This window comes from Klebsiella sp. JN_Kp127 (assembly GCF_040062505.1).
In the GTDB taxonomy this organism is placed as follows: domain Bacteria; phylum Pseudomonadota; class Gammaproteobacteria; order Enterobacterales; family Enterobacteriaceae; genus Klebsiella; species Klebsiella quasipneumoniae.
Map to the genome: position 1 here is coordinate 1 of NZ_JBEAHS010000032.1, position 26,946 is coordinate 26,946.

Genomic DNA, 26,946 nt, shown 5'->3' on the forward strand with positions numbered 1-26,946 from the left:
GTCGATGACGGCAGATTTACAGTCTGCTCCCTTTGGCCGCTCGGGAACCCCACCACGGGGTAATGCTTATTACTGGCCTGCTTCCTTCTCGGGAAGCGGGGCGCATCATACCAAATGATGCGCCCCTGTAAAGCATTCCTTTGACAAAAATAAACTGGTTGCCTGATTTTTACCCGTAACGCCGGAAAGCTAACCAATTCATTTCTCAGTCGATTAAAGAATAATCGTCCGGTTACCGTAGACGAAGACGCGCTGCGCCAGGACCTGATACAGCGCCCGGCTCAATACGTTTTTTTCGACATCGCGCCCGGCACGCATCATATCTTCTGCGGTATAAGTATGATCGACGTGAATGACGTCCTGCATAATGATGGGACCTTCGTCCAGGTTATCATTCACGTAGTGGGCGGTGGCGCCGATGATCTTCACACCGCGCTCATAGGCCTGATGATACGGACGCGCGCCGATAAACGCCGGCAGGAACGAGTGGTGAATATTAATGATCTTGTTCGGGAAACGAGCGACAAATTCCGGCGTAAGAACGCGCATATACTTGGCCAGCACCACGTAATCCGGTTCGTGGGCGGCAATCGCGTCGCCCATCTGCTTGTCGTGCTCTTCGCGGCTCAGCCCTTCATGGCTGACCAGTTCAAACGGGATGCCAAAACGTTCCACCAGCGGGCGCAGGGTGTCATGGTTGCCAATAACCGCGGCAATGTCGACATCCAGCCCGCCGTAGTTGGCTTTCATCAGCAGATCGCCGAGGCAGTGCGCCTCTTTCGTCACCAGAATCACTACCCGGCGGCGGCCTGCCGGATTGAGTTCACGAATCGAGCCTTCCGGCAGGGCGCTGTCCAGATCGGCCAGCAGAATAGCGTCGTTGAAGATGCCTTCCAGTTCGGTGCGCATAAAGAAACGACCGGTACGGTGGTCAACAAATTCGTTGTTCTGCACAATGTTAAGTTCGTGCTTGTAGCAGATATTGGTGATACGCGCGATGAGGCCTTTCTGATCAGGGCAAATAGTGCGTAGTACTTTACGTTGTAATGAATGCATCGCGAGGAAAATCCTGTAGTGTTTGCAAGCGCTGCGGTAGCGTTACTGGCCGCAGCATTTTTTAAATTTTTTACCTGAACCGCAAGGGCAGGGGTCGTTACGGCCAATCAGCGGCCGTGTCCCGTCGATATAGTACCACTGTCCATTTTCTTTTAAGAATCTGGAACGTTCAATAATGGCGCCCGGGCGGTTATTGTCATTAAAGCGGGCGATAAAGCTGACAAAGCCTTCATTGGCGGCTCGTCCATCATCGCTGGCGAACAGGGTTAAACCCAGCCATTCGGTGTGGGCAAAGCCTTTCTCCAGTTCGGCGCGAAACTGCTGCGCCTGACAGGACGGATGCCAGGTTTTGATCAGATAGTCGGCATCTTTCATGACGAACGCGCTGTAACGGGAGCGCATAAGCTGTGACGGGCCTGGCGCAAGCTCAGCGCCGGACAGATATCGCTGGCAACATGAGCTATACTCCAGTGCGCTGCCACAGGGGCATAATTGCGACAAAATTGCCTCCATGGAAGAAAGAGTAACGGCGCTTCTACGCCAAAGGGCTTTATGTTAACTGAGCCGTGACAATGTTGCCACGCTCAGAGTGGAAGGATAGTTATCAGTACTAATGAGAAAGCTTAAAATTGGTCTGGCGTTAGGTGCGGGCGCCGCCCGCGGATGGTCGCATATTGGCGTCATCAACGCCCTCCAGCAGGCCGGCATTGAGATTGATATCGTGGCCGGTTGCTCTATCGGTTCGCTGGTAGGGGCGGCGTATGCCTGTAACCGACTCCCGGCCCTTGAGTCCTGGGTCTGCTCTTTCAGCAACTGGGACGTTCTGAAACTGATGGATCTCTCCTGGCGCCGCGGTGGACTATTGCGGGGTGAAAAGGTGTTCAATCATTATCGCCGCATCATGCCCGTGACCGATATCGAACACTGCGAACGGCGATTTGCCGCCGTCGCGACAAATTTAAGCACTGGCCGGGAGCTGTGGTTTACCGAAGGCGATCTGCACTTAGCGATTCGAGCCTCCTGCAGTATGCCGGGGTTAATGTCGCCGGTCAGGCATAACGGTTACTGGCTGGTCGATGGCGCGGTGGTCAATCCGGTTCCCGTATCGCTTACGCGGGCAATGGGGGCGGATATCGTGATTGCCGTGGATTTGCAACATGATGCCCACCTTATGCAGCAGGATTTATTCTCCCTCGAAACGCCGCGGCGGGAAGCCGAAGCGAAGGAGGGGCCATGGCATACTCGTCTGCGCGCACGCTTGACGCAAATGAGTTCCCGCCGTACGGCCGTGACGCCGACGGCGATGGAGATCATGACCACCTCTATCCAGGTCCTGGAGAACCGTCTTAAACGCAATCGTATGGCGGGTGACCCGCCGGATATCCTGTTGCAACCGTACTGTCCGCAAGTCTCGACGCTTGATTTCCATCGCGCCGGCGAGGCGATTACCGCAGGGCAGTTGGCGGTAGAAAAGAAAATGGATGAATTATTACCCTTAGTGCGTACCGCGATTTGACGCACGAGTACCTGACTTAAGCAAATTCTGACAGGCGATAGTGAGAATAGCGTGCCACTATTGAATTATCGTCAGCCAGGGGAGATATCATGACGCAGCCATTGGCGGGAAAACAGATTCTGATAGTTGAAGACGAACCCGTTTTCCGCTCACTCTTGCATGGATGGCTGACCTCGCTGGGAGCAACAACCTTCCAGGCGGAAGATGGCAAGGATGCCCTGCATAAAATGACGGAGGTGCATCCGGACCTGATGATTTGCGACATTTCGATGCCGAGAATGAACGGTCTGGAGCTGGTGGAGACGTTGCGTAATCGCGGCGAGCAGCTACCGATCCTGATGATTTCCGCTACCGAAAACATGGCCGATATAGCCAAAGCGTTGCGGCTTGGCGTTCAGGACGTGTTGTTAAAGCCAGTAAAAGATTTCGATCGCCTGCGCGAAACCGTTTATGCCTGCCTCTATCCTGCGATGTTCAGTTCACGGGTGGAAGAGGAAGAGCGTTTATTTGAGGACTGGGACGCGCTGGTCAGTAATCCCACTGCGGCTTCACGATTACTGCAGGAATTACAGCCGCCGGTGCAACAGGAAATGTCGCACTGCCGCATTCATTATCGCCAGCTGGTGTCGGCGGATAAACCCGGTCTGGTACTTGATATCGCGCCGCTCTCGGACAATGATTTGGCCTTCTATTGTCTGGATGTCACACGGGCAGGAGATAATGGCGTCCTGGCCGCTTTATTATTGCGCGCGTTGTTCAATGGCTTGCTACAGGAGCAGCTGGCGCATCAGGGACAGCGGCTACCAGAAATGGGGAGTCTGCTAAAACAGGTGAATCAGCTCCTGCGTCAGGCAAACCTTCCCGGCCAGTTTCCTTTGTTAGTGGGGTATTACCACAGCGGACTGAAAAATTTAATTCTGGTGTCGGCGGGACTTAATGGCACGCTGAATACCGGTGAGCATCAAATTCAGATTAGCAATGGCGTTCCTTTGGGCACCCTGGGTGATGCTTACCTTAATCAAATTAGTCAACGCTGTACCTCATGGCAGTGCCAAATTTGGGGGGCGGGAGGCCGTTTACGCTTAATGTTGTCTGCGGAGTGAGCAATTGCGTTTATATCTAAGCAGACGGGATTACCCGTTGTCCTTTAGCGGTGGTAACATCGAGCAGTTTTATGCGTAAAAGTCCTAATTCGAGGCTATCGGAAGCTTTTCAGACCAGTGAATACGCGGTTGACTGATATACTCGACACGTTATTTGTAACGAGAAGTTTAAAAAACAAACAGTCCAGGAGATTTCAATGGCTGCCCTTAATTCTAAAGTCAGAAAAGCGGTTATCCCGGTTGCGGGATTAGGCACCAGGATGCTGCCGGCCACCAAAGCGATTCCAAAAGAAATGCTGCCGCTGGTAGATAAGCCGTTAATTCAGTACGTTGTTAATGAATGTATCGCTGCAGGAATTACTGAAATTGTTCTGGTAACGCACTCGTCCAAAAACTCTATCGAAAACCATTTCGATACCAGTTTTGAGCTGGAAGCGATGCTGGAAAAACGTGTGAAACGCCAGCTGCTGGAAGAAGTGCAGTCTATTTGTCCGCCGCACGTAACCATTATGCAAGTTCGTCAGGGCCTGGCAAAAGGTCTGGGACACGCGGTGCTTTGCGCCCATCCGGTGGTGGGTGATGAGCCGGTCGCAGTTATTCTGCCGGACGTTATTCTGGATGAATATGAATCCGATCTGAGCCGCGATAACCTCGCAGAGATGATCTCTCGTTTCGATGAGACCGGCGCCAGCCAGATTATGGTTGAGCCTGTCGACGACGTGACCGCTTACGGTGTCGTTGACTGTAAAGGTGAATCTCTCAAGCCGGGAGAAAGCGTGCCGATGGTAGGCGTGGTCGAGAAGCCAAAAGCTGACGTTGCGCCGTCCAACCTGGCGGTGGTGGGGCGCTATGTCCTCAGCGCCGATATCTGGCCGCTGCTGGCGAAGACACCTCCGGGTGCCGGTGATGAAATTCAGTTGACTGACGCGATTGATATGCTGATCGAAAAAGAGACGGTCGAAGCTTATCATATGAAAGGCAAGAGCCATGACTGCGGTAATAAGCTTGGCTACATGCAGGCGTTCGTCGAATATGGTATTCGCCACAAAACGCTGGGTGACGATTTTAAAGCCTGGCTGGAAACCGCGGTTGCTAAGTAATCCGCAGCGCTGCTGAAAGCACAAAACCGGGAGTCGCAGATGCGCTCCCGGTTTTTTATATCGGCCCCTGGGGGCAAAAAAAATCCCGCCGCAGCGGGATTTTTTATATCGTAACAACGGAGATTAGATCAGGAAATCGTCCAGTGATTTACCTTGCTCATCCATTGCTTTTTTGATCACCGCCGGGGTACGGCCCTGGCCGGTCCAGGTTTTGGTTTCGCCGTTTTCGTCGACATAGCTGTATTTAGCCGGACGTGCAGCACGCTTGGTTTTGGTACCGGCTTTAACGGCTGCCATGGTGCTCAGCAGTTCATTCGGATCAATACCGTCAGCGATCAGCATTTCACGATATTGCTGCAGCTTACGCGTACGTTCTTCAATTTCTGCCGCGGCGGCGTTTTCTTCTTCACGGCGCTCGTTAACAACGACTTCTAATTTTTCCAGCATTTCTTCGAGCGTTTCCAGGGTGCATTCTCTTGCCTGCGCACGAAGAGTACGGATGTTGTTCAAAATTTTAAGTGCTTCGCTCATTGTAGTAATCTCAAACTTATATTGTGGGGTGGTTTGTTGAACTAATAATAGAGCGATAAAATGCGTTGTGCAATAGGGGGGAATGTAAGGAATTCAAAATTACTGGTTATTTGTCGCGAGAATTAATTAATTTAAGTTAAAATTCCCGTGCCGCTTCACATCTTTCATCCTTATAGCGATGAGCAGAAGGTAAGCTAAAACACTGAGACGGTATGCTTTTTCTGAGGTTCGGTGAGAAAAATTATCCTTTACATGGGTAAATAACCCTCGTCAGTATTAGCGCATTTTTGGTTATGAGGCTTAATATAAAACAACGCGCGGCGCCGCTTATAGCCCCATATGTAACCGCCCTATAAGCACGAAAAGACAATGGTTACCCCGCCAGTAGCGTAACGGGGCGTACAAATAATGGCCCTGAAAATTCAATTCATCCTCTTAATCCTTTGGCTTTGCAGGCTCTTCAGCTGCGATACAATACCCCTGTCGAATGGGCGGCTGTACGCATAAAATATGGTACAATCGCCGCCGCGATAAAACACTTTGATTGGGGTCACGCAGCCGATGGCACAACTTTATTTCTACTACTCTGCAATGAATGCAGGTAAGTCGACCGCTCTGTTGCAATCTTCGTACAATTACCAGGAGCGGGGGATGCGTACCGTCGTTTATACCGCTGAGATTGATGACCGCTTTGGCGCCGGAAAAGTCAGCTCGCGTATCGGTCTCTCCTCGCCGGCCCGATTGTATAATCCACAGACGTCGCTATTTAACGATATTGCCGCAGAGCACAAGCTAAAGCCGATTCACTGCGTGCTGGTGGATGAAAGCCAGTTTCTGACGCGCGAGCAGGTTCATGAGCTGTCTGAAGTTGTCGATACGCTGGATATTCCTGTGCTTTGCTATGGCTTGCGGACAGACTTTCGCGGTGAGCTCTTTACCGGCAGCCAGTATTTACTGGCCTGGTCAGATAAGCTGGTGGAGCTGAAAACCATCTGTTTCTGCGGCCGGAAGGCCAGTATGGTGCTGCGCCTCGATCAGGAGGGGCGTCCTTACAACGAGGGCGAGCAGGTCGTCATCGGCGGCAATGAGCGGTACGTGTCAGTTTGTCGTAAGCATTATAAAGAGGCGCTGAGCGTCGGCTCGTTAACTCAGGTACAAAACCAGCACCGCCCCAGCTAATACGCGCAGAAGCTCGTCCAGGCGCCTGTGGGCGCCTTTTTATTGCCTGCGCTCCGTTGGGCCAGCAGGCGTTAAAGCTTGGCTGTCGGTGGGCAAAAAAAAGCCCCGTCAGATGACGGGGCTTGCAGAACGTTTATGCTTGTCGATTAAGCGGATTTTTTCGCTTTTTTCTCAGCTTTCACCGGAGCTGCTTCGGCTTTCGCGGCTGCTTCACCTTCGACGAACTCGCGACCGTAGTAGGTATCCAGCAGGATCTGTTTCAGCTCGGAGATCAGCGGGTAGCGCGGGTTAGCGCCGGTGCACTGGTCATCGAATGCATCTTCAGACAGCTTATCAACGTGGGCCAGGAAGTCAGCTTCCTGAACGCCAGCTTCGCGGATAGATTTCGGAATACCCAGCTCAGCTTTCACGCTTTCCAGCCATGCCAGCAGCTTCTCGATTTTCGCTGCGGTACGGTCGCCCGGTGCGGAGAGACCCAGGTGATCGGCGATTTCAGCGTAGCGACGACGAGCCTGCGGACGGTCGTACTGGCTGAACGCGGTCTGCTTGGTCGGGTTGTCATTCGCGTTGTAGCGGATAACGTTGCAGATCAGCAGGGCGTTGGCCAGACCGTGCGGAATATGGAACTGGGAACCCAGTTTGTGCGCCATGGAGTGACACACGCCGAGGAAGGCGTTAGCAAACGCGATACCGGCGATGGTGGCGGCACTGTGTACGCGCTCGCGGGCAACCGGGTTCTTGGAACCTTCGTGGTAGGAAGCCGGCAGGTACTCTTTCAGCAGTTTCAGCGCCTGCAGAGCCTGGCCGTCAGAGAACTCAGAAGCCAGCACGGAAACGTAAGCTTCCAGGGCGTGGGTCACGGCATCCAGACCACCGAACGCACACAGCGATTTCGGCATATCCATCACCAGGTTGGCATCGACGATGGCCATATCCGGGGTCAGCGCGTAGTCTGCCAGCGGATATTTCTGACCTGTCGCATCATCGGTCACAACGGCGAACGGCGTAACTTCAGAACCGGTACCGGAGGTGGTAGTGATCGCCACCATCTTGGCTTTAACACCCATTTTCGGGAACTTGTAGATACGTTTACGGATGTCCATAAAGCGCAGCGCCAGTTCTTCGAAGTGGGTTTCCGGATGTTCGTACATGACCCACATGATTTTTGCCGCATCCATCGGGGAACCGCCGCCCAGCGCGATGATCACGTCTGGTTTAAAGGAGTTCGCCAGGTCGGCGCCTTTACGTACGATGGTCAGCGTCGGGTCAGCTTCAACTTCGAAGAAGACTTCAGTTTCAACACCCGCTGCTTTCAGTACGGAGGTGATCTGATCGGCATAGCCGTTGTTGAACAGGAAGCGGTCAGTCACGATCAGCGCGCGTTTGTGACCATCAGTAATCACTTCATCCAGTGCGATAGGCAGGGAGCCACGACGGAAGTAGATAGATTTCGGAAGTTTGTGCCACAACATGTTTTCAGCTCGCTTAGCAACGGTTTTCTTGTTGATCAGGTGTTTCGGACCAACGTTTTCAGAGATGGAGTTACCACCCCAGGAACCACAACCCAGAGTCAGGGAAGGAGCGAGTTTGAAGTTGTACAGGTCACCGATACCACCCTGAGAAGCCGGGGTGTTGATCAGGATACGCGCCGTTTTCATCATCTGGCCGAAGTAAGCCACGCGAGCCGGCTGGTTATCCTGGTCGGTGTACAGGCAAGAGGTATGACCGATACCGCCCATGGCGACCAGTTTTTCAGCTTTGGTCACGGCGTCTTCGAAATCTTTCGCACGGTACATCGCCAGCGTCGGAGACAGTTTTTCGTGAGCAAACGGCTCGCTTTCGTCAACGTCGGTGACTTCGCCAATCAGAATTTTAGTCGTGGCCGGTACGGTGAAGCCTGCTAGTTCAGCGATTTTCGCCGCAGGCTGACCAACGATAGCGGCGTTCAGCGCGCCATTTTTCAGGATAATGTCCTGAACGGCTTTCAGCTCTTTACCCTGCAGCAGGTAGCCGCCGTGGCTGGCGAAACGTTCGCGAACCGCGTCATAAACGGAATCAACCACCACAACGGACTGCTCAGAAGCACAGATAACGCCGTTATCGAAGGTTTTAGACATCAGAACGGAAGCAACGGCGCGTTTGATGTCAGCCGTTTCATCAATCACCACCGGGGTGTTACCGGCACCTACGCCGATAGCAGGTTTACCGGAGCTGTATGCTGCTTTCACCATGCCTGGACCACCGGTCGCAAGGATCAGGTTGATGTCCGGGTGGTGCATCAGGGCGTTAGACAGTTCAACAGACGGCTGATCGATCCAGCCAATCAGGTCTTTCGGCGCGCCGGCAGCGATGGCAGCCTGCAGGACGATGTCAGCCGCTTTGTTGGTGGCTTCTTTAGCACGCGGGTGCGGAGAGAAAATGATGGCGTTACGCGTCTTCAGGCTGATGAGCGATTTGAAGATTGCTGTTGAAGTCGGGTTAGTGGTCGGTACGATACCGCAGATGATGCCGATAGGTTCAGCGATAGTGATGGTACCAAAGGTGTCGTCTTCTGACAGGACGCCACAGGTTTTTTCGTCTTTATAAGCGTTGTAAATGTATTCGGAAGCGAAGTGGTTTTTGATCACTTTGTCTTCAACGATGCCCATGCCGGATTCGGCAACGGCCATTTTGGCGAGAGGGATTCGAGCATCTGCAGCGGCCAGCGCGGCGGCGCGGAAGATTTTGTCGACTTGTTCTTGAGTGAAACTGGCATATTCACGCTGGGCTTTCTTGACACGCTCAACAAGCGCGTTCAGTTCAGCGATATTAGTAACAGCCATAATGCTCTCCTGATAATGTTAAACTTTTTTAGTAAATCAGTCGCTCGATTCGACATTATAGACAGGCTGTAAACAGCTTGCATGTAAATGTTTATGTAGGAAAATCAGGACGCTGTTTTACCGATTTACTAAAAAAGCTTTCTCTTTTTAACTTTCAGGTACTGCTGCCTTCCACTCTGTTGGTGTCATCAAGATTACTCACTTCTGAGTACAAATTACGTGATTTAGATCAAGTATTGGCACTGCTGATACCTTTCAGCTGGCTGCTTTTTGACCGGTTCGATCAAGTGTAATGGGAGGGTTTTGAAATTAAAAAAACGATTAGCATTAAAACTACAAATAGCTAACATTCGATACATATCACCGGGTTATGCATATTTATAATGAATATTGCATGCAAAAAGCGTATGTTTCGCGCAGTTATTTTATGCTGTTAACAGTCAACCGCCAATTTTGATGATGCTGCGGAGCCCATTGTGACTCAATCACTGTTCGATTTTTCTGCATATTTCAAGTTTTTCATCGGCTTATTTGCCCTGGTTAACCCGGTGGGCATTATTCCGGTGTTCATTAGTATGACCAGCTACCAGCCGGCAGCAGTGCGCAATAAGACCAACCTGACCGCCAACCTGTCGGTGGCGATCATCCTCCTGACGTCACTGTTTCTCGGCGATGGCATTCTGCAGATTTTTGGTATCTCCATTGATTCCTTCCGTATCGCCGGCGGCATCCTGGTGGTGACCATCGCGATGTCGATGATCAGCGGTAAGCTAGGCGAAGATAAGCAGAACAAGCAGGAGAAGTCGGAGACGGCGGTAAGGGAGAGCATCGGCGTCGTTCCTCTCGCGCTACCGTTAATGGCCGGACCGGGGGCAATCAGTTCCACTATCGTATGGGGTACGCGGTATCACTCCTGGGTGCATCTCGTCGGTTTTTCACTGGCGATTGCGGTCTTTGCCCTCTGCTGCTGGGGGATTTTCCGCATGGCGCCATGGCTGGTGCGTCTGCTGGGGCAGACAGGGATTAACGTTATCACCCGTATTATGGGCCTGCTGCTGATGGCTCTCGGCATTGAGTTTATTGTGACGGGGATTAAAGCGCTCTTCCCGGGGCTGCTGAGTTAGTTCGTTGCCACGCAGGCGGGGAGGCTCCCTTCACGCCTGCGCGATTATTAGCAAAACCTATTAACCAGCGCGGAACCGGCGGTAGGAATACTATTTTGCGATATCGCTATTAATTTCATATTTTTCATTAAGATATGAAATATTTCTCTTAACATTCCCCTCACGTCTCTCCCTCCTGTGATGTTATTTTCTTCACATCATTCTCTGGCGCTTGCTGTCGGATCATCGAAATGATATTAGTAATTTTAACAAGGCTGCAGATGAATGTGCTAAAAAGTAATCTATTGTTAAATTTTTGTACAAAAAATCATCTTGTGGTCGCTGCTCAGTATGATGACTGATGTAAATGTCGTAACAGTATGATTAATAAGAATATTTTTGTATCGGCGTATTGTGGCAACCGCTAGTGACGCTGGCAAAGCCGGCAATAAAAGAGAATCCGGTAACATATTTGCAAATTGCATTGGCGGAGGTGTTTACCTTTTGGTACTTTCCGCCGTTATCGTCTGCTGAATTATGCGTGTAAATGAGAATCATTTTTAATCGTCTCATTGCGCCTGAACTGCCCTCCAGCGAGGGGGGAACGAATCGACGTTAAGACTGCCGTTCGAGCGGTCGTAATAAATAAGTCGGTGATAGCAATCTGCCAATCGCAAACACTCCTGCGTTGGACAGATCCCGAAAACGGGAAAAAAAACAGGCTGGTTAAAAAACCAGTAATTATAATGACTGGAGTTACAACACAATGACCATCATCACTAAAAAACGTTTGATCGCCGCAGGAGTGCTATCCGCGCTCATGGCTGGCAATATGGCTATGGCAGCGGATGTCCCGGCCGGTGTGCAGCTTTCGGATAAGCAAACGCTGGTGCGAAATAGCGGCGCCGAGCCGCAATCGCTGGACCCGAATAAAATTGAAGGGGTGCCCGAGGCGAATATTAGCCGCGACCTGTTCGAAGGCTTGCTGAATACCTCGCCGAAAGATGGCCACCCGATCCCTGGTGTGGCAGAGAGCTGGGATAATAAAGATTTCAAAGTCTGGACCTTCCATCTGCGTAAAGATGCGAAATGGTCTAACGGCGAGCCGGTTACCGCCCAGGATTTCGTTTATAGCTGGCAGCGTCTGGTAGACCCGAAAACAGCGTCTCCTTATGCTAGCTACCCGCAGTATGGTCATATCCTCAACGTTGATGAAATCATTGACGGCAAGAAAGCCCCAGGCGAGCTGGGCGTAAAAGCCATTGACGACCATACGCTGGAAGTCACCCTCAGCGAGCCGGTACCCTATTTTTACAAACTGCTGGTTAACCCGGCGATGTCTCCTGTCTATAAACCAGCGATTGAAAAGTTTGGCGAGAAGTGGACGCAGCCTGGCAATATCGTCACCAACGGCGCCTACACCCTGAAAGACTGGGTGGTCAACGAACGTATCGTGATGGAGCGCAACCCGCATTACTGGGATAATGCCAAAACCGTTATCAACACCGTCACCTGGCTGCCGACCTCTTCTGAAGTGACCTATGTTAACCGTTATCGCAGCGGTGAACTGGATATGACCTATAACCAGCTGCCGATCGAGCTCTTCCAGAAACTGAAAAAAGAGATCCCGAACGAGCTGCACGTTGACCCGTATCTGTGTACTTATTACTACGAAATTAACAACCAGAAAGCGCCGTTCACCGACGTGCGCGTGCGTACCGCGCTGAAGCTGGGTCTGGATCGCGATATCATTGCCAATAAGGTGAAAGGACAGGGCGATCTGCCGGCCTACGGCTACACCCCGCCGTATACCGATGGCGCGAAGCTGACCGAGCCGGAATGGTTTACCTGGTCGCAGGAAAAACGGAATGAAGAAGCGAAAAAACTGCTGGCCGAAGCCGGCTATAGCGCCGATAAACCGTTGACCTTCAACCTGCTGTATAACACCTCTGATTTGCACAAGAAGCTGGCGATTGCCGCCGCCTCGCTGTGGCGTAAAAACCTGGGCATTGACGTGAAGCTGGTCAACCAGGAGTGGAAGACGTTCCTCGATACCCGTCATCAGGGCACCTATGACGTGGCGCGTGCGGGCTGGTGCGCTGACTATAACGAGCCAACCTCTTTCCTGAACACCATGCTTTCTGACAGCTCAATGAACACTGCGCACTATAAGAGCCCGGCGTTCGACAAAATTATGGCTGAATCCGTAAAAGCATCCGATGAAGCACAGCGCACGGCGGCCTATGCGAAAGCAGAGCAGCAGCTGGATAAAGACAGCGCGATCGTACCGGTCTATTACTATGTTAACGCCCGCCTGGTGAAACCGTGGGTCGGTGGCTACACCGGTAAAGACCCGATGGATAACGTCTATACAAAAGACCTTTACGTTATCAAACATTAATGGCAATACGTGGAGCGGGCCTGTGCTCGCTCCATCGTGTCTTATTTGAGAGCAGTGCAAAGGCACACGCCAGAAGGTACGGGCAATGTTAAAATTTATCTTACGTCGCTGTCTGGAAGCGATTCCGACGCTATTTATTCTTATCACCATCTCATTCTTCATGATGCGTTTGGCTCCGGGAAGTCCTTTTACCGGGGAACGCACGCTACCGCCGGAAGTCATGGCGAATATTGAAGCAAAATACCATTTAAACGACCCCATCATGACGCAGTACTTCAATTACCTGAAGCAGCTGGCGCATGGCGATTTTGGTCCCTCCTTTAAATACAAAGATTATTCGGTCAACGATCTGGTGGCGGCCAGCTTCCCGGTTTCGGCGAAACTGGGCTTCGCCGCCTTTTTGCTGGCGGTTGTGATCGGTGTCGCTGCGGGCGTTATTGCCGCTTTGAAGCAGAATACCCGCTGGGACTATGCGGTGATGGGGGTAGCCATGACCGGCGTGGTTATTCCGAGCTTTGTGGTGGCGCCTCTGCTGGTGATGATCTTTGCCATTACCCTGCACTGGTTGCCGGGCGGAGGCTGGAACGGCGGGGCGCTGAAATTTATGATCCTGCCGATGGTGGCGCTTTCCCTGGCCTATATCGCCAGTATCGCGCGTATTACCCGCGGCTCAATGATTGAAGTGCTGCACTCTAACTTTATCCGCACCGCGCGGGCGAAGGGGCTGCCGATGCGCCGCATTATTTTGCGCCATGCGCTGAAGCCGGCGCTGCTGCCGGTGCTCTCCTATATGGGGCCGGCTTTCGTGGGCATCATTACGGGCTCAATGGTCATTGAAACCATTTACGGCCTGCCGGGGATTGGCCAGCTGTTCGTTAACGGGGCGCTTAACCGCGACTACTCGCTGGTGCTCAGCCTGACGATCCTGGTTGGCGCCCTGACTATCCTGTTCAACGCCATCGTTGACGTGCTGTACGCCGTTATCGATCCGAAGATTCGCTACTGAAGCCGGAGTTCGCCATGATGTTAAGTAAGAAAAATAGCGAGGCGCTGGAAAACTTCAGTGAGAAGCTGGAAGTGGAGGGGCGTAGCCTCTGGCAGGATGCGCGTCGCCGCTTTATGCACAACCGCGCCGCGGTCACCAGCCTGATTATGCTGGTGCTTATTGCGCTGTTCGTGACCTTCGCGCCGATGGTGTCGTCATTCTCCTATTTCGACACCGACTGGGGCATGATGTCCAACGCCCCGGACATGGCCTCTGGCCACTACTTCGGGACCGATTCCTCCGGTCGCGATCTGCTGGTGCGCGTGGCGATCGGCGGGCGTATTTCGCTGATGGTCGGGGTGGCGGCGGCGCTGGTGGCGGTGATCCTCGGCACGCTGTACGGTTCGCTTTCCGGTTATCTCGGCGGCAAAGTGGATTCGGTAATGATGCGTCTGCTGGAGATCCTCAACTCCTTCCCGTTTATGTTCTTCGTTATCCTGCTGGTGACCTTTTTTGGCCAGAATATCCTGTTGATTTTTGTCGCTATCGGCATGGTCTCCTGGCTGGATATGGCGCGTATCGTACGCGGACAGACCTTGAGCCTGAAGCGCAAAGAGTTTATTGAGGCGGCGCAGGTCGGCGGGGTCTCCACAGCGAGCATCGTGCTGCGCCATATCGTTCCTAATGTGCTGGGCGTGGTGGTGGTGTACGCCTCGCTGCTGGTCCCCAGCATGATCCTCTTTGAATCCTTCCTCAGCTTCCTGGGGTTGGGGACGCAGGAGCCGCTCAGCAGCTGGGGGGCATTGCTCAGCGATGGCGCCAACTCAATGGAAGTCTCGCCCTGGCTGCTGCTGTTCCCGGCGGGTTTCCTGGTGGTGACCCTGTTCTGTTTCAACTTTATCGGCGATGGTCTGCGTGATGCCCTCGACCCGAAAGACCGCTAAGGAGCGCTGCCATGACCATGATTGAAACGGCAAAAGCGCCGCAAGCGCAGAGCCACAGCGGCCTGCTGCTGGACGTGAAAGATCTTCGCGTCACCTTTAATACGCCGGATGGCGATGTCACCGCCGTCAATGATCTGAACTTCACCCTGCAGGCGGGGGAGACGCTCGGTATTGTCGGGGAGTCCGGCTCCGGTAAATCGCAGACCGCCTTCGCCCTGATGGGACTGCTGGCGGCCAACGGCCGAATCGGGGGTTCCGCCACCTTTAACGGTCGGCAAATCCTCAATTTGCCTGAGCGTGAGCTAAATAAACTGCGCGCCGAGCAAATCTCGATGATTTTCCAGGATCCGATGACCTCTCTGAACCCGTATATGCGGGTGGGCGAGCAGTTAATGGAAGTCCTGATGCTGCATAAAGGGCTGAGCAAAGCCGAAGCGTTTGAAGAATCGGTGAAGATGCTCGACGCGGTAAAAATGCCGGAAGCGCGCAAGCGCATGAAAATGTTCCCACACGAGTTCTCCGGCGGGATGCGCCAGCGCGTGATGATTGCCATGGCGCTGCTCTGCCGGCCCCGGCTGCTGATTGCCGATGAGCCGACCACCGCCCTGGACGTCACCGTGCAGGCGCAGATCATGACGTTACTGAATGAGCTGAAACGCGAATTTAATACGGCCATCATTATGATCACCCATGACCTCGGAGTGGTGGCGGGGATCTGCGATAAAGTGCTGGTGATGTACGCGGGCCGCACCATGGAGTATGGTCAGGCGCGCGATGTCTTCTATCAGCCGTCTCACCCTTACTCTATTGGGCTGTTGAATGCGGTTCCTCGTCTGGATGCCGAAGGCGATGCGTTGTTGACCATTCCGGGCAACCCGCCAAACCTGCTGCGTTTGCCGAAGGGCTGCCCATTCCAGCCGCGCTGTCCGCACGCAATGGAACAGTGCAGCAGCGCGCCGCCGCTGGAGTCGTTCGCGCCAGGCCGCCTGCGCGCCTGCTTTAAACCGGTGGGGGAGCTGCTATGAACGCCGTAACTGAACAACGAAAAGTCCTGCTCGAAATTGCCGACCTGAAGGTGCATTTCGATATTAAAGATGGCAAACAGTGGTTCTGGCAGCCGTCGAAAACGCTGAAAGCCGTAGATGGCGTGACGCTGCGTCTCTATGAAGGTGAGACCCTCGGCGTGGTGGGGGAGTCCGGCTGCGGTAAATCGACTTTCGCCCGTGCCATTATTGGTCTGGTGAAGGCTACCGATGGCAAAGTGGCCTGGCTGGGTAAAGATCTGCTGGGCATGAAGCAGGAAGAGTGGCGCGACGTGCGCAGCGATATCCAGATGATCTTCCAGGATCCGCTGGCCTCGCTGAACCCGCGTATGACCATCGGAGAAATCATCGCTGAGCCGTTGCGTACCTATCATCCGAAGATGCCGCGTCAGGAAGTGCGCGATCGCGTGAAGGCGATGATGATGAAAGTCGGGCTGCTGCCTAACCTGATCAACCGCTATCCGCACGAGTTCTCTGGCGGTCAGTGTCAGCGCATCGGCATTGCGCGGGCGCTGATCCTCGAGCCGAAGCTGATTATCTGCGATGAGCCGGTGTCCGCGCTTGATGTGTCCATCCAGGCTCAGGTGGTCAACTTGCTGCAGCAGCTGCAGCGTGAAATGGGACTGTCGCTGATATTTATCGCCCACGATCTGGCGGTGGTTAAGCACATCTCCGATCGCGTACTGGTGATGTATCTGGGCCATGCGGTGGAGCTGGGAACCTACGATGAGGTGTACCATAATCCGCTACACCCCTATACCAAAGCGCTGATGTCGGCGGTGCCGATCCCCGATCCGGACCTCGAAAAAACGAAAACCATCCAGCTGCTGGAGGGCGAATTACCCTCGCCGATTAATCCGCCGTCGGGCTGTGTCTTCCGCACCCGCTGTCCGCTCGCCGGACCGGAGTGCGCCAAAACCCGCCCGGTGCTGGAGGGCAGTTTCCGCCATGCGGTTTCCTGCCTTAAGGTAGACCCGTTATAATCTCAGGGGCTGACGCAGGTCAGCCCTTTTTTTTGCGAGGTTAACGAAGTGGGTATGCTTTCTGCCGCTCGCCTGCGGCTTTATCATTTGCTTTTCGATCAAAACCGACGTTCCGGCCGCCGCTTCGAAGGGCTGTGCGGACTTTTCGCCTTGCTCAGCGTGGTGGTGATATTTGTCGAATCGGGGCTGGGCACGCAATATCATCTGACATTAGATGAATGGCATTTATTCGTCTGGCTGGAGCTGATGGTGACCGCGGTCTTTACCCTGGAGTATCTGCTGCGTATTGCGACATGGCCCAATCCGCTCCACTACATTTTCAGCTTCTGGGGGTTTATTGACTTAGCGACCATCCTGCCGCTATACGTGATGTGGCTGTGGCCGGAAATTAGCCTCAATTATGTCTTTGCCTGGCGGGCAATGCGGGCGATCCGCGCGTTGCGTATTCTCAAACTGTTGCGCTTTATGCCTTCGCTCAATGTGTTCTGGCGGGCGATTGTCAGCGCGCGCCATCAGCTGATCCTGTTCTATTCGTTTATCGCCATTGTGATGGTGATTTTCGGCTCGTTAATGTACCTGATAGAAGGGCCAGAGTATGGTTTTACCACGCTCAACGCTTCGGTCTATTGGGCCATTGTGACCATCACCACCGTCGGCTACGGGGATATTACGCCGCACACGCCGCTGGGCCGCATCCTGGCCTCCATTCTCATCCTGATCGGCTACTCCATTATTGCCATTCCGACCGGGCTTATCACCACCCATATGACCAGCGCCCTGAACCGGCGGCGCCAGCAGCGGGTATGCCCGCAGTGCCAGCAGGGCGACCATGACGATAACGCCCGGTTTTGCCACGCCTGCGGTCATGTCTTACCGAAGTAAACTCTCGGCATAAAAAAAGCCTGCCGGGTGGAACGCGGCAGGCTTTTCACTGGCGGGTCAGCGTTATTCACGCCACAGAATATGACACAGCTTGTGATCTTTCTCGCGGCACAGCAGCACGCGGGCGAAGATATCATTGATTTCCCCGCCGTCGGTATCCGCCAGGCCAATCACCACTTCGGCGAAGAAATCCGGGTTCAGATCGTAATCCACATGCTCTTCCCAGTCTGCGGATGGGTCGAACAGCTCGGCGCCGCCGCGCTCCTCAAACTGCAGGTTAAACAGAATGATGTCCGCCGGGTCGAGGTTATCGGCCGCCAGTTCGAGGAAGATGTCGTATGCCTGCTCAAGCGTTTCGTCTTCGGTCAGGCGGTTGTTTAAATCCATATCCATGATTGCTACTCATTCGGTATCTGATGGGCACGTTTTACAGCAACGGGCTGAAGAAGTAAAACAGTCGCTCGGCGATCCGCTGCCACAGCGGACGTTTTAACCAGAGACGGGCGTCCAGCAGGCGCGAGCGCGAGATATAGTCATCCTGAACCGCCGCCAGATCGCTGCCGAAGCCGGCGTCATCGATGACCAGCGTGATTTCAAAATTGAGCCACAGGCTGCGCATATCCAGATTCACGGTTCCCACCAGGCTCAGTTCGCCATCGACCAGCACGCTCTTGGTATGCAACAGGCCGCCTTCAAACTGGTAAATCTTCACCCCTGCCGCCAGCAGCTCGGTGAAAAAGGCCCGGCTGGCCCAGCCCACCAGCAGCGAATCGTTCTTGCGCGGTAAAATAATACTCACGTCCACGCCGCGCTGGGCGGCGGTACAGATAGCGTGCAGCAGGTCGTCGCTGGGTACGAAGTAGGGCGTGGTCATGATCAAATGCTCTTTCGCCGCGTAGGCGGCGGTGAGCAGCGCCTGATGGATCAGATCTTCCGGAAAGCCCGGACCGGAGGCGATCGTGTGGATGGTATGCCCACTGGCCTCTTCAAACGGCATGATATTGACGTCCGGCGGCGGTGGCAGAATACGCTTTCCGGTCTCGATCTCCCAGTCACAGGAGTAGACGATGCCCATTGAGGTCGCCACCGGGCCTTCCATGCGCGCCATCAGGTCAATCCACTGCCCGACCCCCGAGTCCTGCTTAAAGTAGCGGGGATCGACCAGATTCATGCTGCCGGTGTAGGCGATATAGTTATCGATCATCACCATTTTACGATGTTGGCGCAGGTCCATCCGGCGCAGAAACACACGCATCAGATTGACCTTGAGAGCCTCGACCACTTCAATGCCGGCGTTACGCATCATCGCCGCCCATGGGCTACGGAAAAAGGCCACACTGCCCGCGGAGTCGAGCATTAACCGGCAGTGAACCCCGCGACGGGCGGCGGCCATTAGCGATTCGGCGACGCTGTCGGCCATACCGCCTGGCTGCCAGATATAGAAGACCATCTCTATGTTATGGCGAGCCAGTTGAATATCGCGGATCAGGGCCTGCATGACGTCGTCAGATTCCGTCAGCAGCTGCAGCTGGTTGCCTTTTACGCCGCCAATGCCCTGGCGCCGTTCGCAAAGCTTGAACAGGGACTCGGCCACCGGGCTGTTATCTTCGGCAAAGATATGTTTGCAGGCTTTGAGGTCGTTTAACCATTTGGCCGTGGAAGGCCACATCGCCCTCGCGCGTTCTGCCCGCCGCTTGCCAAGATGCAGCTCGCCAAAGGAGAGATAGGCGATGATCCCCACCAGCGGCAGGATATAAATGATCAATAACCATGCCATGGCGGACGGCACAGCGCGGCGTTTCATTAGAATTCGTAATGTTACACCGGCGATCAACAGCCAGTACCCCAGAATGACCAGCCAGTTCACCACCGTGTAAAAGGTTGTCATAGATGTAAAATCCTTTTGAATGACGTTATGTGATGAGTTTACGCATCAGTATTTTTCTGGCAAATAAAAACGCAGCGAAAGCGGTGGTCAGTCGCCGGCAGAGGTTTATAATGGGGGCTGTTTTCACTCGTAGAGTCGTTGCAATGAAGCGTAGTAGAACGGAAGTAGGGCGCTGGCGCATGCTGAGACAGGTGAATCGCCGTAAAGCGCGCTGGCTGGAAGCCCAATCACGCCGCAATATGCGGATCCTCGCTATCAGGAAGGGACTGGTGAAACGGCAGCGTCATGCTCTGCTGTTTATCTTCCCCGACTGTTAAACGAGCAGAACAACGGCACCGAACGCGGTGCCGTTGTCGTTTTCCCGCTCTGCGCGGCATTCCCTTTTAACATCGCCAGATCGCCTATTGAAATATCTATGCGATGCCTGTCAGGGTATGACGGGGGATTATCGACAGAACGCCTTTTTCCGCAACAGGTATTCACCGCCGTGTGGAAGTCCGGACAGGGCGTGGGGTCGTCGATCGTTTTTCAATGTCATGCTCACTATCAGGATACCCACCCTGAATAAAACGCACCGCTTTTGCGGGCGGTAATTTATTTGGCATAGGCTTCCGTGGATAACGTGATAGTCACGTTATCACTCACCGCCGGAACATATTTATCAAGCTTGAAGTCTGAACGTTTTATTACCCCTGTGGCATCAAAACCAATGGCCTGTTTTTTCACCATCGGATGCATATCCTGTTTATTCAAAGTGGCATGCAATACAACCGGTTTGGTGATGCCCTTAATGGTCAGGTTACCTTCAACATCATATTTATTGCCGCCTTTACTTTCCACTCGGGTGCTCTGAAAAGTGGCCTCAGGATACGTGTTGACATCGAAGTACTCTTTGCCTAAAAACTCATCCGTTAACGCTTTGACGTGAGTGTCAATGGTTTTGACTGGCAGCGTGACGTGCACAGAGGATTGCTCCGGGTTGTCTTTGTCAAAAGACAGTTTCCCTGAAACATCAGAGATATACGCTGTAGGGTTAGAGAAGCCAAAATGGTTCCAGGCAATAACAACGGAAGTATGCTGCGGATCCAGGCTATATTCTGTCGCTGCGGCTTGTGACACAGGAATATATAAGGCAAGCAGAGAAAGCAATGCGGTTTTTTTCAGGGTATTCACATAAAAATCCTCATAAGCGTCAGGTACATAAATGGTAGCCCAAAAAAATGTGGCACTTATTGAAAACATTTGTTATTCCCGTTCAAATTTTTTAATCAACCAAAAATCACCCTACAATTACTCTGCGTGAAGTTTACGCAGCGAAATTAATCGACTTTAAAAAATGATCATCTGCAACGTAAATCTGGTTGCGTAGTTTTATACGTTCATTCCATATTGATATGTGCCTGTATCAGCGCACTTCATTTATTTTCAGACGCTTTCAAGCCACCGCGTTTCTGAATGCAGTAAGATGGTGATATGGGGTCCCATACCTGCGGAACGGGATATGCATGCTTATTTACTCCAGGCCTTTATATCTGTTGATCAGCATCTATCTCTCTTTAACGATCTTCTTTCAATTGTGTTTTGGATTTACCGGGCGATGTCAGGATGTGCTGGCTTGTAAAGCAAGCGCTAAATCCAATGCAAGACCTCTGTTGCAGACTGATTCAATACATTAGCAATTCAAAATCATGCCCGGCGTCGACGTTTGGTCCAGCATTTTCAATGGCCGCAAAAGGCGAGGTGAGGGTCGATGATGTTGTCGAAGGAGAAGGGATGTGCTCATCTTCCTGGCGTCTCAGGCGGATAACAGCCAACGCTTGCGTGCGGTTAAAAAGGGCGACATTTTAATGTGATGTAGCAAAATGCGCCCTTTCATCTGATGGCCTGGTGCGTTGTTGCCGTTAACCAGAAAAAGAAAAGGGTATTTTCAAAATACCTTCTTATATGGTTTAACAGAGACCTGGCGGTAGACGCCGGCGGCGATATACGGATCGTCATTAGCCCAGGCCTGAGCCGCTTCCAGCGATTCAAACTCAGCGATCACCGTTGAGCCGCTGAATCCGGCTGCGCCCGGTTCGTTGCTGTCAACGGCCGGCATTGGCCCGGCGGTAAGCAGCCGACCTTCATCATGTAAAAGTTGTAGACGCGCAAGATGCGCGGGGCGAACCGAGAGCCGCTTTTCCAGAGAATCGGCGATATCTTCAGCGTAGATAACGTAAAGCACGGCAAAGCTCCTTATCATTAAACAGGCGAATTACGTTAAGTTAAACGACGATGGACTGCAATGCAAAGATGCGCCCCGGCGTCGAATGCCCCGCCGACGCGGCTTTTTTCCGCAAATGGTGGCAAAAATTGACTCAGGTTAAGACGGCTTATTGAATATGATTGCTATTTGCATTTAAAATCGGAGCATCATTTTTCAACAGAAACGACTATGAGCGCAATGACCCTTGATTTACCTCGCCGCTTCCCGTGGCCAACGCTGTTATCCGTGGCTATCCACGGTGCCGTTGTGGCGGGGCTGCTTTATACCTCGGTACATCAGGTTATTGAACAGCCTTCCCCGACGCAGCCGATAGAGATCACGATGGTGGCGCCGGCCGATCTTGAGCCGCCCCCGGCGGCGCAACCCGTCGTGCAGCCCGTTGTTGAACCTGAACCGGAGCCGGAGCCTGAGGTGGTCCCTGAGCCGCCGAAAGAGGCGCCGGTGGTGATCCATAAACCAGAACCTAAGCCGAAGCCCAAACCTAAACCGAAGCCCAGGCCGGAGAAAAAGGTTGAGCAGCCGAAGCGGGACGTCAGACCGGCCGCGGAGCCGCGTCCGGCTTCACCGTTTGAAAACAACAATACGACGCCAGCGCGCACCGCGCCGAGCACCTCCACCGCAGCGGCCAAACCCACCGTCACTGCCCCGAGCGGCCCGCGGGCGATCAGCCGCGTTCAGCCGACCTATCCGGCGCGCGCTCAGGCGCTGCGCATTGAAGGAACGGTGCGGGTGAAGTTTGACGTCACGCCTGATGGCCGAATTGATAATCTGCAGATCCTCTCCGCCCAGCCGGCGAATATGTTTGAGCGCGAGGTGAAAAGCGCGATGCGCAGATGGCGTTACGAGCAGGCAAAACCGGGAACCGGCGTGACGATGACCATTAAATTCCGTCTCAACGGCGTCGAGATTAACTGATAATGCAGGGCGGCGGACCGGGGAGGTCCGCCGTAAACCTTGTCTAACGCGTTTTTTCCATCAAGACATCGTCCAGCGCCTGCTGGACCGTCACCAGGTGCTGGCCCCCGAACAATATCGCCCGGTTCAGCAGGGTATAAAGCTGGTAGATCGGCTGACGCTCGAGAAAACCAGCCGGCAGCGGTGAGACGGACTGATAGCCGTCATAGATCTGCGGGGGTTGTTCCGGGTGCATCGGCAGCATAGCTAAATCACACTCGCGATCGCCCCAGTAGCAGGCCGGGTCGAAGATGTAGGGGCCATCCGGCCCTAAGGCGCAGTTGCCGGACCACAGGTCCCCGTGTAGCAGCGAAGGTTGCGGCTGATGGTTGGCCAGCCGCTGCTGTACCACATCGACTAAGGTATCGATATCGCCAAAGTGCAACCCTTTCTCCGCCGCCAGCTCCAGCTGCCAGCCGATACGCTGCTCGGCGAAAAACACCGACCAGCGACGTTGCCAGGCGTTGGGCTGCGGCGTGGTGGAAAGATCGTTATCAAAATCCAGACCGAACTGCGGCTGATCGCTCCACTGATGCAGGTGGGCTAACTGCTGGCCCAGCAGGAAAGCGTTATGCGCATCCAGCGGACGGGGAGGGAGGTATTCCATGACCACGAAGCTGTAGTCGCGATCGCTGCCGACGGCAAAGACCTGCGGTACGCGAACGGTTTTGCTTCGCGACAGCAGCTCCAGCTGATCGGCCTCGGCGGTGAAGATAGGCAGGAGTTCCCGTTCGTCGCATTTCACGAAGTAATCTTTGCCGCCGAAACGCAAATGCCAGGCGGAATGGATCTCTCCGCCGGGCAGCTCGGTTTTCAGTTCGATTTCAGCGTCTTCGGTATGCCAATCGCGTAAAAGAGTACTGATTGCTTGCCACATGCTGTCTCTCCCCATGTTTTCCACCATATCATAAGGTTAGCGCATTACTACCGGGTAAACCTGGAACTGACGCACAACTGACGCTTTACGTTGCGCTAAACGCACTTATTGAGCTTTTAACCATTCAGCGAATGTGCTGACGGCGATCTCCGCCGGGCGGCCAAGGGCCGCTTCCGCCAGTCCGGCGCTAAGGGCCTTCACTTCCTCGGCTGCCTGGGCGCTCAGCAGGCCAAAGGTATTGGTGCCCAGCTCATGGGGAGTGCCCTCTTCATCATTGAGCGTCAGTACAAACCCTGCCCGGGTAAAATGGTTGCTGACCTCATTGATCTCCGTTAGCGCCTGTTCGTGGAAGTTCACGCTGACGACCCAGGCGGTAATATCATTGCTCATTTCTACACCCCGTTGTTATGCATGGCCTTTCCAGCATAGACCATCCTGCAAATATCGTGGTTCCCCTCCGCCAGCGGGGAGGGGCAGGGGAGATCAACGCCCGCAGAGATAATCGTAGATTTTTTGCGTATTGGCCTGCGAGCAGAGGCGGGTGCCCTGGTTGATGGTCGCGGCGCTACCGGCGGCGACGCCAAAGCGTACCATGTCTTCGAGGCTGGCGTTCTCCGCCAGACGTAAGGTCATGGCGCCCACCATGCTGTCGCCGGCGCCGACGGTGCTCTGGCTTTTCATTGGCGGCGGCACCACCTGAACACTGCCGCTGGCGTCAACCCCCAACGCCCCCTGCGGACCAAGGGAGACCACCACCCGGCGAACTTTACCGGACTGGATCAACGACTGAGCAGCAAGGCGGACGTCATCAGGCTGGCTCAGATCGCGCTGCACGAGGGCGCTGAGCTCTTTCTGGTTTGGCTTCACTAATTCAATATTGCCGACGTCCAGCGCGGCGGCCAGCGCGTCGCCGGAGCTGTCGATAATGCAGCGCAGGCCCTGCTGTTGCGCATGCTTAACCAGCTGCATCAGATTTTCGACGCTGATTCCTGGCGGCAGACTGCCGCTGATCACCAGCAGAGAGCCGGGGTCGATGGTCAGGACTTTCTCTTCCAGACGGCGGAATTCATCGTCTGTCAGCGCGGCGCCGGGCATCACAAAGCGATACTGTTCGCCGCTGGCGGCTACGTGAACGTGCAGGTTCTGTCGCGTCCAGTCGCGGGTTTCGACGGTCTCGACCGGCACCTGCTCATCGGCCAGCAGGGCGGCAAGGTGCTCGCCGGTGGCGCCGCCAATAGGGAAAATGGCGGTGGCTTTCCCGCCGAGAAAGGTCACGGCGCGGGCGACGTTGATCCCACCGCCGCCGGGTTCAAATACCGGCGCGCTGCAGCGGAGTTTCCCTTCCGGGTAGATCTGCGGGGTTTGGGTGGCGCTATCCAGCGAGGGGGCCAGCGTGAGCGTATAAATTTTGGTCATTCCTTCTCCTCCTTAATACGGCGACTGTACTTTATTTAAGCATGGCACGATGATCCAGGGAGGGAAAGTGCTGTCCCTGAGAGATTTGCAAAGAAGCCTGTATTTTCATTATGAAATAAAGATTGTTTCCGGAGCTGTCTTATTCAAAAAACGAAAGAGTAAATGATTGCTATGTTATTCGTGCTTTTTTATAATTTGCTACCTTTCTTAGGACCTGCACTCCGCGATCCTCGCGAAAGTTTCCGGGACCCACAGGTCTCTTTTATGTTGTACGGACGCTAAATTCAATGAGCCGGCAAAGTGACGCCTGTTCATCATTTGTACTGTCCTAAAAAATGTATTTTAGAGAGTTATAATGAAGCTTTTAAAGACAGTACCCGCAGCGGTCATGCTGGCGGGGGGGCTTTTTGCGTCTGTTGGCGCAATGGCCGATGATTCTGTATTTACCGTCATGGATGACCCTTCCGCTGCCAAAAAACCGTTCGAAGGAGTGGTCAACGCAGGTTACCTGGCGCAGTCCGGCAACACCAAGAACTCCTCAATGACGGCCGATTCCACCCTGACCTGGTATGGCAATACCACCGCCTGGTCGCTGTGGGGCAACGCCAGCAACACCTCGTCCAACGATGAGCGCTCCTCAGAGAAATATGCTGTCGGTGGCCGTAGCCGCTATAACCTGACCGATATGAACTACGTCTTTGGGCAGGGCAGTTGGCTAACCGACCGCTACAACGGCTATCAGCAGCGCGATGTTCTGACGGCGGGCTATGGTCGTCAAATCCTCAACGGACCAGTGCATAGCCTGCGGTTTGAATTTGGTCCTGGCGTCCGCTATGACGAATACACCGACGGGGATACCGACACTCAGCCGCTGGGTTACGCCTCCGGAACCTGGGCCTGGCAGATGACCGACAACGCCAAATTTACTCAAGGGGTATCGGTGTTTGGCGCCGAGGACACCACGGTCAACTCAGAGAGCGCGTTAAACGTGGCGATTAACGCCCACTTTGCGCTGAAAGTGGCGTACAACGTCACCTGGAACTCGGAGCCGCCTGCGTCTGCGCCGGAGCATACCGATCGCCGGACCTCGCTCTCCCTCGGGTATAAGATGTAATATTTTCAGGCCGGGTTTCCCGGCCTGATCGTTTTAGATTTAGCAATAAGTGACATTATTTTTTCTGGCAATTCGTTTTAGTTTTTATAAAAAGAAACGGGTCTCCATCTTTTCTCCATTATTCTCCGTTTGCTGACAAATATTCATTCTATTTGACACGAAAAGCTAAATATTCGACGGACAAATATGTGATCTGGATCTATACTAAGAGTCACTGACCGAATGGCGACATTGTTCGGTCCGTCTTCCGTAATAAGAGAATAAACATCATGAAAAACAGCCAATTTACCATCGCAGCCCTGGCGCTGTGCGTGCTTTCCTTTGGCGCATCAGCCGCCACGCCAGTTCCGCCGTCGGGTAACCAGGACCATACGCAGGTAGGTATCGCCAAAGCAACCGACGTTGAGGCCGGTTCGAATATTGCCCCCGGTTCCCGTAGTACCGGACAATCCATGAGCGATGCCTTTAATGTGCATACGCTGGTAGCAGGCGAGTGGTCTTAATATCGCAGGCTACTGCTTCACGGGCGGACTATTAAGCCGGGTAGAGTGGTACCGGTTTAACGACCCGCGCTAAACATCACGCAGGCAATATCAAGGCGTCTCTTTTAGTTTGTCCGCATAATATCATCCGGCTTCGCTGGTGATTATTTTCGCGTCTTCCTGACGGATATTCTGCTTTTATCCGCGCGGCTCTTGTTTTCTCCACATTCCGCCATCATTTATGCTATTACGGCTTTAATCACGTACCAATGATGTGTAAACTACTCCCCGGTGTTATCAG

At 53.6% G+C, this 26,946-nt stretch carries 28 protein-coding genes; 16 read left to right on the forward strand and 12 right to left on the reverse strand.

Annotation, left to right across the window (positions count from 1 at the left end):
- Positions 1 to 213: 213 nt before the first annotated feature.
- Together purU and ABLV04_RS09650 are read right to left on the reverse strand one after the other, a co-directional pair.
- A complete protein-coding gene (gene purU, locus ABLV04_RS09645) occupies positions 214 to 1,056 on the reverse strand; it encodes a formyltetrahydrofolate deformylase (protein WP_004203178.1) in 843 nt (280 codons plus the stop codon).
- Positions 1,057 to 1,098: 42 nt separating this feature from the next.
- Positions 1,099 to 1,557, reverse strand: a complete 459-nt coding sequence (locus ABLV04_RS09650) for a YchJ family protein (protein WP_032428898.1) — start codon at positions 1,555 to 1,557, stop codon at positions 1,099 to 1,101.
- 112 nt (positions 1,558 to 1,669) lie between these two features.
- Here ABLV04_RS09650 and rssA point away from each other — a divergent pair, with 112 nt between their 5' ends.
- The 3 genes from rssA (at position 1,670) to galU (ending at position 4,775) form a co-directional block, all read left to right on the forward strand.
- The gene (gene rssA / locus ABLV04_RS09655; RefSeq protein ID WP_004203175.1) at positions 1,670 to 2,572 is read left to right on the forward strand and encodes a patatin-like phospholipase RssA; all 903 of its coding nucleotides are present in this window, start codon (positions 1,670 to 1,672) and stop codon (positions 2,570 to 2,572) included.
- An 89-nt stretch (positions 2,573 to 2,661) separates the two neighbouring features.
- On the forward strand, positions 2,662 to 3,675 hold the full coding sequence (gene rssB, locus ABLV04_RS09660) for a two-component system response regulator RssB (RefSeq protein WP_032453277.1): 1,014 nt from the start codon (positions 2,662 to 2,664) through the stop codon (positions 3,673 to 3,675).
- Between the two features lie 197 nt (positions 3,676 to 3,872).
- On the forward strand, positions 3,873 to 4,775 hold the full coding sequence (gene galU / locus ABLV04_RS09665) for a UTP--glucose-1-phosphate uridylyltransferase GalU (RefSeq protein WP_023290127.1): 903 nt from the start codon (positions 3,873 to 3,875) through the stop codon (positions 4,773 to 4,775).
- 123 nt (positions 4,776 to 4,898) lie between these two features.
- Here the strand turns inward: galU and hns are convergent, their stop codons facing one another.
- Positions 4,899 to 5,306: a histone-like nucleoid-structuring protein H-NS gene (gene hns, locus ABLV04_RS09670; protein ID WP_002910103.1), complete on the reverse strand. Its 408-nt coding sequence runs from the start codon at positions 5,304 to 5,306 to the stop codon at positions 4,899 to 4,901.
- Between the two features lie 422 nt (positions 5,307 to 5,728).
- The gene (locus ABLV04_RS09675; RefSeq protein WP_044523854.1) at positions 5,729 to 5,860 is read right to left on the reverse strand and encodes a hypothetical protein; all 132 of its coding nucleotides are present in this window, start codon (positions 5,858 to 5,860) and stop codon (positions 5,729 to 5,731) included.
- A 7-nt stretch (positions 5,861 to 5,867) separates the two neighbouring features.
- Between ABLV04_RS09675 and tdk the strand changes: the two genes are divergently transcribed.
- Positions 5,868 to 6,485, forward strand: a complete 618-nt coding sequence (gene tdk, locus ABLV04_RS09680) for a thymidine kinase (protein ID WP_032429180.1) — start codon at positions 5,868 to 5,870, stop codon at positions 6,483 to 6,485.
- 146 nt (positions 6,486 to 6,631) lie between these two features.
- Here tdk and adhE read toward each other — a convergent pair whose 3' ends face one another.
- On the reverse strand, positions 6,632 to 9,307 hold the full coding sequence (gene adhE / locus ABLV04_RS09685) for a bifunctional acetaldehyde-CoA/alcohol dehydrogenase (RefSeq protein ID WP_023290125.1): 2,676 nt from the start codon (positions 9,305 to 9,307) through the stop codon (positions 6,632 to 6,634).
- A 77-nt stretch (positions 9,308 to 9,384) separates the two neighbouring features.
- Between adhE and ABLV04_RS09690 the strand changes: the two genes are divergently transcribed.
- The 8 genes from ABLV04_RS09690 (at position 9,385) to ABLV04_RS09725 (ending at position 17,648) form a co-directional block, all read left to right on the forward strand.
- A complete protein-coding gene (locus ABLV04_RS09690) occupies positions 9,385 to 9,600 on the forward strand; it encodes a hypothetical protein (RefSeq protein ID WP_032428896.1) in 216 nt (71 codons plus the stop codon).
- Between the two features lie 183 nt (positions 9,601 to 9,783).
- Complete coding sequence (locus ABLV04_RS09695; protein ID WP_002910095.1) at positions 9,784 to 10,431, forward strand: YchE family NAAT transporter; 648 nt, start codon at positions 9,784 to 9,786, stop codon at positions 10,429 to 10,431.
- A 745-nt stretch (positions 10,432 to 11,176) separates the two neighbouring features.
- On the forward strand, positions 11,177 to 12,811 hold the full coding sequence (gene oppA / locus ABLV04_RS09700; protein WP_023290124.1) for an oligopeptide ABC transporter substrate-binding protein OppA: 1,635 nt from the start codon (positions 11,177 to 11,179) through the stop codon (positions 12,809 to 12,811).
- A gap of 85 nt (positions 12,812 to 12,896) precedes the next feature.
- The gene (oppB, locus tag ABLV04_RS09705) at positions 12,897 to 13,817 is read left to right on the forward strand and encodes an oligopeptide ABC transporter permease OppB (RefSeq protein WP_002910089.1); all 921 of its coding nucleotides are present in this window, start codon (positions 12,897 to 12,899) and stop codon (positions 13,815 to 13,817) included.
- 14 nt (positions 13,818 to 13,831) lie between these two features.
- Positions 13,832 to 14,740 (forward strand): oligopeptide ABC transporter permease OppC, encoded by a 909-nt coding sequence (gene oppC, locus ABLV04_RS09710; RefSeq protein WP_004145396.1) that lies wholly within the window; start codon positions 13,832 to 13,834, stop codon positions 14,738 to 14,740.
- An 11-nt stretch (positions 14,741 to 14,751) separates the two neighbouring features.
- Entirely contained in the window at positions 14,752 to 15,765 is a 1,014-nt protein-coding gene (locus tag ABLV04_RS09715) for an ABC transporter ATP-binding protein (protein ID WP_065881282.1), read from the forward strand.
- Positions 15,762 to 16,766: a murein tripeptide/oligopeptide ABC transporter ATP-binding protein OppF gene (oppF, locus tag ABLV04_RS09720; RefSeq protein ID WP_002910083.1), complete on the forward strand. Its 1,005-nt coding sequence runs from the start codon at positions 15,762 to 15,764 to the stop codon at positions 16,764 to 16,766. The genes ABLV04_RS09715 and oppF overlap by 4 nt, the downstream gene beginning before the upstream one ends.
- A 54-nt stretch (positions 16,767 to 16,820) precedes the next feature.
- Positions 16,821 to 17,648 carry an ion transporter gene (locus tag ABLV04_RS09725; protein ID WP_048297756.1) on the forward strand — a complete coding sequence of 276 codons (828 nt, stop codon included), beginning with the start codon at positions 16,821 to 16,823 and terminating at the stop codon, positions 17,646 to 17,648.
- 63 nt (positions 17,649 to 17,711) lie between these two features.
- Here ABLV04_RS09725 and ABLV04_RS09730 read toward each other — a convergent pair whose 3' ends face one another.
- On the reverse strand, positions 17,712 to 18,041 hold the full coding sequence (locus tag ABLV04_RS09730; protein WP_002910079.1) for an HI1450 family dsDNA-mimic protein: 330 nt from the start codon (positions 18,039 to 18,041) through the stop codon (positions 17,712 to 17,714).
- A 34-nt stretch (positions 18,042 to 18,075) separates the two neighbouring features.
- A complete protein-coding gene (gene cls, locus ABLV04_RS09735) occupies positions 18,076 to 19,536 on the reverse strand; it encodes a cardiolipin synthase (protein WP_023290121.1) in 1,461 nt (486 codons plus the stop codon).
- Positions 19,537 to 19,679: 143 nt separating this feature from the next.
- On the opposite strand from cls, the gene ABLV04_RS09740 reads away from it, so the two are divergent.
- On the forward strand, positions 19,680 to 19,853 hold the full coding sequence (locus ABLV04_RS09740) for a YciY family protein (RefSeq protein WP_023290120.1): 174 nt from the start codon (positions 19,680 to 19,682) through the stop codon (positions 19,851 to 19,853).
- A 277-nt stretch (positions 19,854 to 20,130) separates the two neighbouring features.
- Here ABLV04_RS09740 and ABLV04_RS09745 read toward each other — a convergent pair whose 3' ends face one another.
- Entirely contained in the window at positions 20,131 to 20,778 is a 648-nt protein-coding gene (locus tag ABLV04_RS09745; protein ID WP_072421536.1) for a YceI family protein, read from the reverse strand.
- A gap of 685 nt (positions 20,779 to 21,463) precedes the next feature.
- Complete coding sequence (locus ABLV04_RS09750; protein ID WP_002910042.1) at positions 21,464 to 21,760, reverse strand: YciI family protein; 297 nt, start codon at positions 21,758 to 21,760, stop codon at positions 21,464 to 21,466.
- Between the two features lie 210 nt (positions 21,761 to 21,970).
- Between ABLV04_RS09750 and tonB the strand changes: the two genes are divergently transcribed.
- On the forward strand, positions 21,971 to 22,717 hold the full coding sequence (tonB, locus tag ABLV04_RS09755) for a TonB system transport protein TonB (protein WP_147733279.1): 747 nt from the start codon (positions 21,971 to 21,973) through the stop codon (positions 22,715 to 22,717).
- Between the two features lie 43 nt (positions 22,718 to 22,760).
- On the opposite strand, the gene ABLV04_RS09760 is transcribed toward tonB, so the two are convergent.
- The 3 genes from ABLV04_RS09760 to pfkB form a co-directional block, all read right to left on the reverse strand.
- A complete protein-coding gene (locus tag ABLV04_RS09760) occupies positions 22,761 to 23,633 on the reverse strand; it encodes a fructosamine kinase family protein (RefSeq protein WP_023290117.1) in 873 nt (290 codons plus the stop codon).
- A 105-nt stretch (positions 23,634 to 23,738) separates the two neighbouring features.
- Positions 23,739 to 24,023, reverse strand: coding sequence for a type V toxin-antitoxin system endoribonuclease antitoxin GhoS (ghoS, locus tag ABLV04_RS09765; RefSeq protein ID WP_023290116.1), 285 nt, complete (start codon positions 24,021 to 24,023; stop codon positions 23,739 to 23,741).
- A gap of 93 nt (positions 24,024 to 24,116) precedes the next feature.
- Positions 24,117 to 25,049, reverse strand: a complete 933-nt coding sequence (gene pfkB / locus ABLV04_RS09770; RefSeq protein ID WP_023290115.1) for a 6-phosphofructokinase II — start codon at positions 25,047 to 25,049, stop codon at positions 24,117 to 24,119.
- 355 nt (positions 25,050 to 25,404) lie between these two features.
- On the opposite strand from pfkB, the gene ABLV04_RS09775 reads away from it, so the two are divergent.
- Positions 25,405 to 26,163, forward strand: coding sequence for a YdiY family protein (locus tag ABLV04_RS09775; RefSeq protein WP_004203142.1), 759 nt, complete (start codon positions 25,405 to 25,407; stop codon positions 26,161 to 26,163).
- A 269-nt stretch (positions 26,164 to 26,432) separates the two neighbouring features.
- On the forward strand, positions 26,433 to 26,666 hold the full coding sequence (locus tag ABLV04_RS09780) for a hypothetical protein (protein WP_023290114.1): 234 nt from the start codon (positions 26,433 to 26,435) through the stop codon (positions 26,664 to 26,666).
- Positions 26,667 to 26,946: the final 280 nt, after the last annotated feature.

What these genes read in the sequence shown, in the direction of transcription:
- purU (WP_004203178.1), bottom strand. Translation starts at nt 1,056, where the DNA reads ATGCATTCATTACAACGTAAAGTACTACGCACTATTTGCCCTGATCAG.
- rssA (WP_004203175.1), top strand. Translation starts at nt 1,670, where the DNA reads ATGAGAAAGCTTAAAATTGGTCTGGCGTTAGGTGCGGGCGCCGCCCGC.
- rssB (WP_032453277.1), top strand. Translation starts at nt 2,662, where the DNA reads ATGACGCAGCCATTGGCGGGAAAACAGATTCTGATAGTTGAAGACGAA.
- galU (WP_023290127.1), top strand. Translation starts at nt 3,873, where the DNA reads ATGGCTGCCCTTAATTCTAAAGTCAGAAAAGCGGTTATCCCGGTTGCG.
- hns (WP_002910103.1), bottom strand. Translation starts at nt 5,306, where the DNA reads ATGAGCGAAGCACTTAAAATTTTGAACAACATCCGTACTCTTCGTGCG.
- tdk (WP_032429180.1), top strand. Translation starts at nt 5,868, where the DNA reads ATGGCACAACTTTATTTCTACTACTCTGCAATGAATGCAGGTAAGTCG.
- adhE (WP_023290125.1), bottom strand. Translation starts at nt 9,307, where the DNA reads ATGGCTGTTACTAATATCGCTGAACTGAACGCGCTTGTTGAGCGTGTC.
- oppA (WP_023290124.1), top strand. Translation starts at nt 11,177, where the DNA reads ATGACCATCATCACTAAAAAACGTTTGATCGCCGCAGGAGTGCTATCC.
- oppB (WP_002910089.1), top strand. Translation starts at nt 12,897, where the DNA reads ATGTTAAAATTTATCTTACGTCGCTGTCTGGAAGCGATTCCGACGCTA.
- oppC (WP_004145396.1), top strand. Translation starts at nt 13,832, where the DNA reads ATGATGTTAAGTAAGAAAAATAGCGAGGCGCTGGAAAACTTCAGTGAG.
- ABLV04_RS09715 (WP_065881282.1), top strand. Translation starts at nt 14,752, where the DNA reads ATGACCATGATTGAAACGGCAAAAGCGCCGCAAGCGCAGAGCCACAGC.
- oppF (WP_002910083.1), top strand. Translation starts at nt 15,762, where the DNA reads ATGAACGCCGTAACTGAACAACGAAAAGTCCTGCTCGAAATTGCCGAC.
- ABLV04_RS09725 (WP_048297756.1), top strand. Translation starts at nt 16,821, where the DNA reads ATGCTTTCTGCCGCTCGCCTGCGGCTTTATCATTTGCTTTTCGATCAA.
- ABLV04_RS09730 (WP_002910079.1), bottom strand. Translation starts at nt 18,041, where the DNA reads ATGGATATGGATTTAAACAACCGCCTGACCGAAGACGAAACGCTTGAG.
- cls (WP_023290121.1), bottom strand. Translation starts at nt 19,536, where the DNA reads ATGACAACCTTTTACACGGTGGTGAACTGGCTGGTCATTCTGGGGTAC.
- ABLV04_RS09740 (WP_023290120.1), top strand. Translation starts at nt 19,680, where the DNA reads ATGAAGCGTAGTAGAACGGAAGTAGGGCGCTGGCGCATGCTGAGACAG.
- ABLV04_RS09745 (WP_072421536.1), bottom strand. Translation starts at nt 20,778, where the DNA reads ATGTTTTCAATAAGTGCCACATTTTTTTGGGCTACCATTTATGTACCT.
- tonB (WP_147733279.1), top strand. Translation starts at nt 21,971, where the DNA reads ATGAGCGCAATGACCCTTGATTTACCTCGCCGCTTCCCGTGGCCAACG.
- ABLV04_RS09760 (WP_023290117.1), bottom strand. Translation starts at nt 23,633, where the DNA reads ATGTGGCAAGCAATCAGTACTCTTTTACGCGATTGGCATACCGAAGAC.
- ghoS (WP_023290116.1), bottom strand. Translation starts at nt 24,023, where the DNA reads ATGAGCAATGATATTACCGCCTGGGTCGTCAGCGTGAACTTCCACGAA.
- pfkB (WP_023290115.1), bottom strand. Translation starts at nt 25,049, where the DNA reads ATGACCAAAATTTATACGCTCACGCTGGCCCCCTCGCTGGATAGCGCC.
- ABLV04_RS09775 (WP_004203142.1), top strand. Translation starts at nt 25,405, where the DNA reads ATGAAGCTTTTAAAGACAGTACCCGCAGCGGTCATGCTGGCGGGGGGG.
- ABLV04_RS09780 (WP_023290114.1), top strand. Translation starts at nt 26,433, where the DNA reads ATGAAAAACAGCCAATTTACCATCGCAGCCCTGGCGCTGTGCGTGCTT.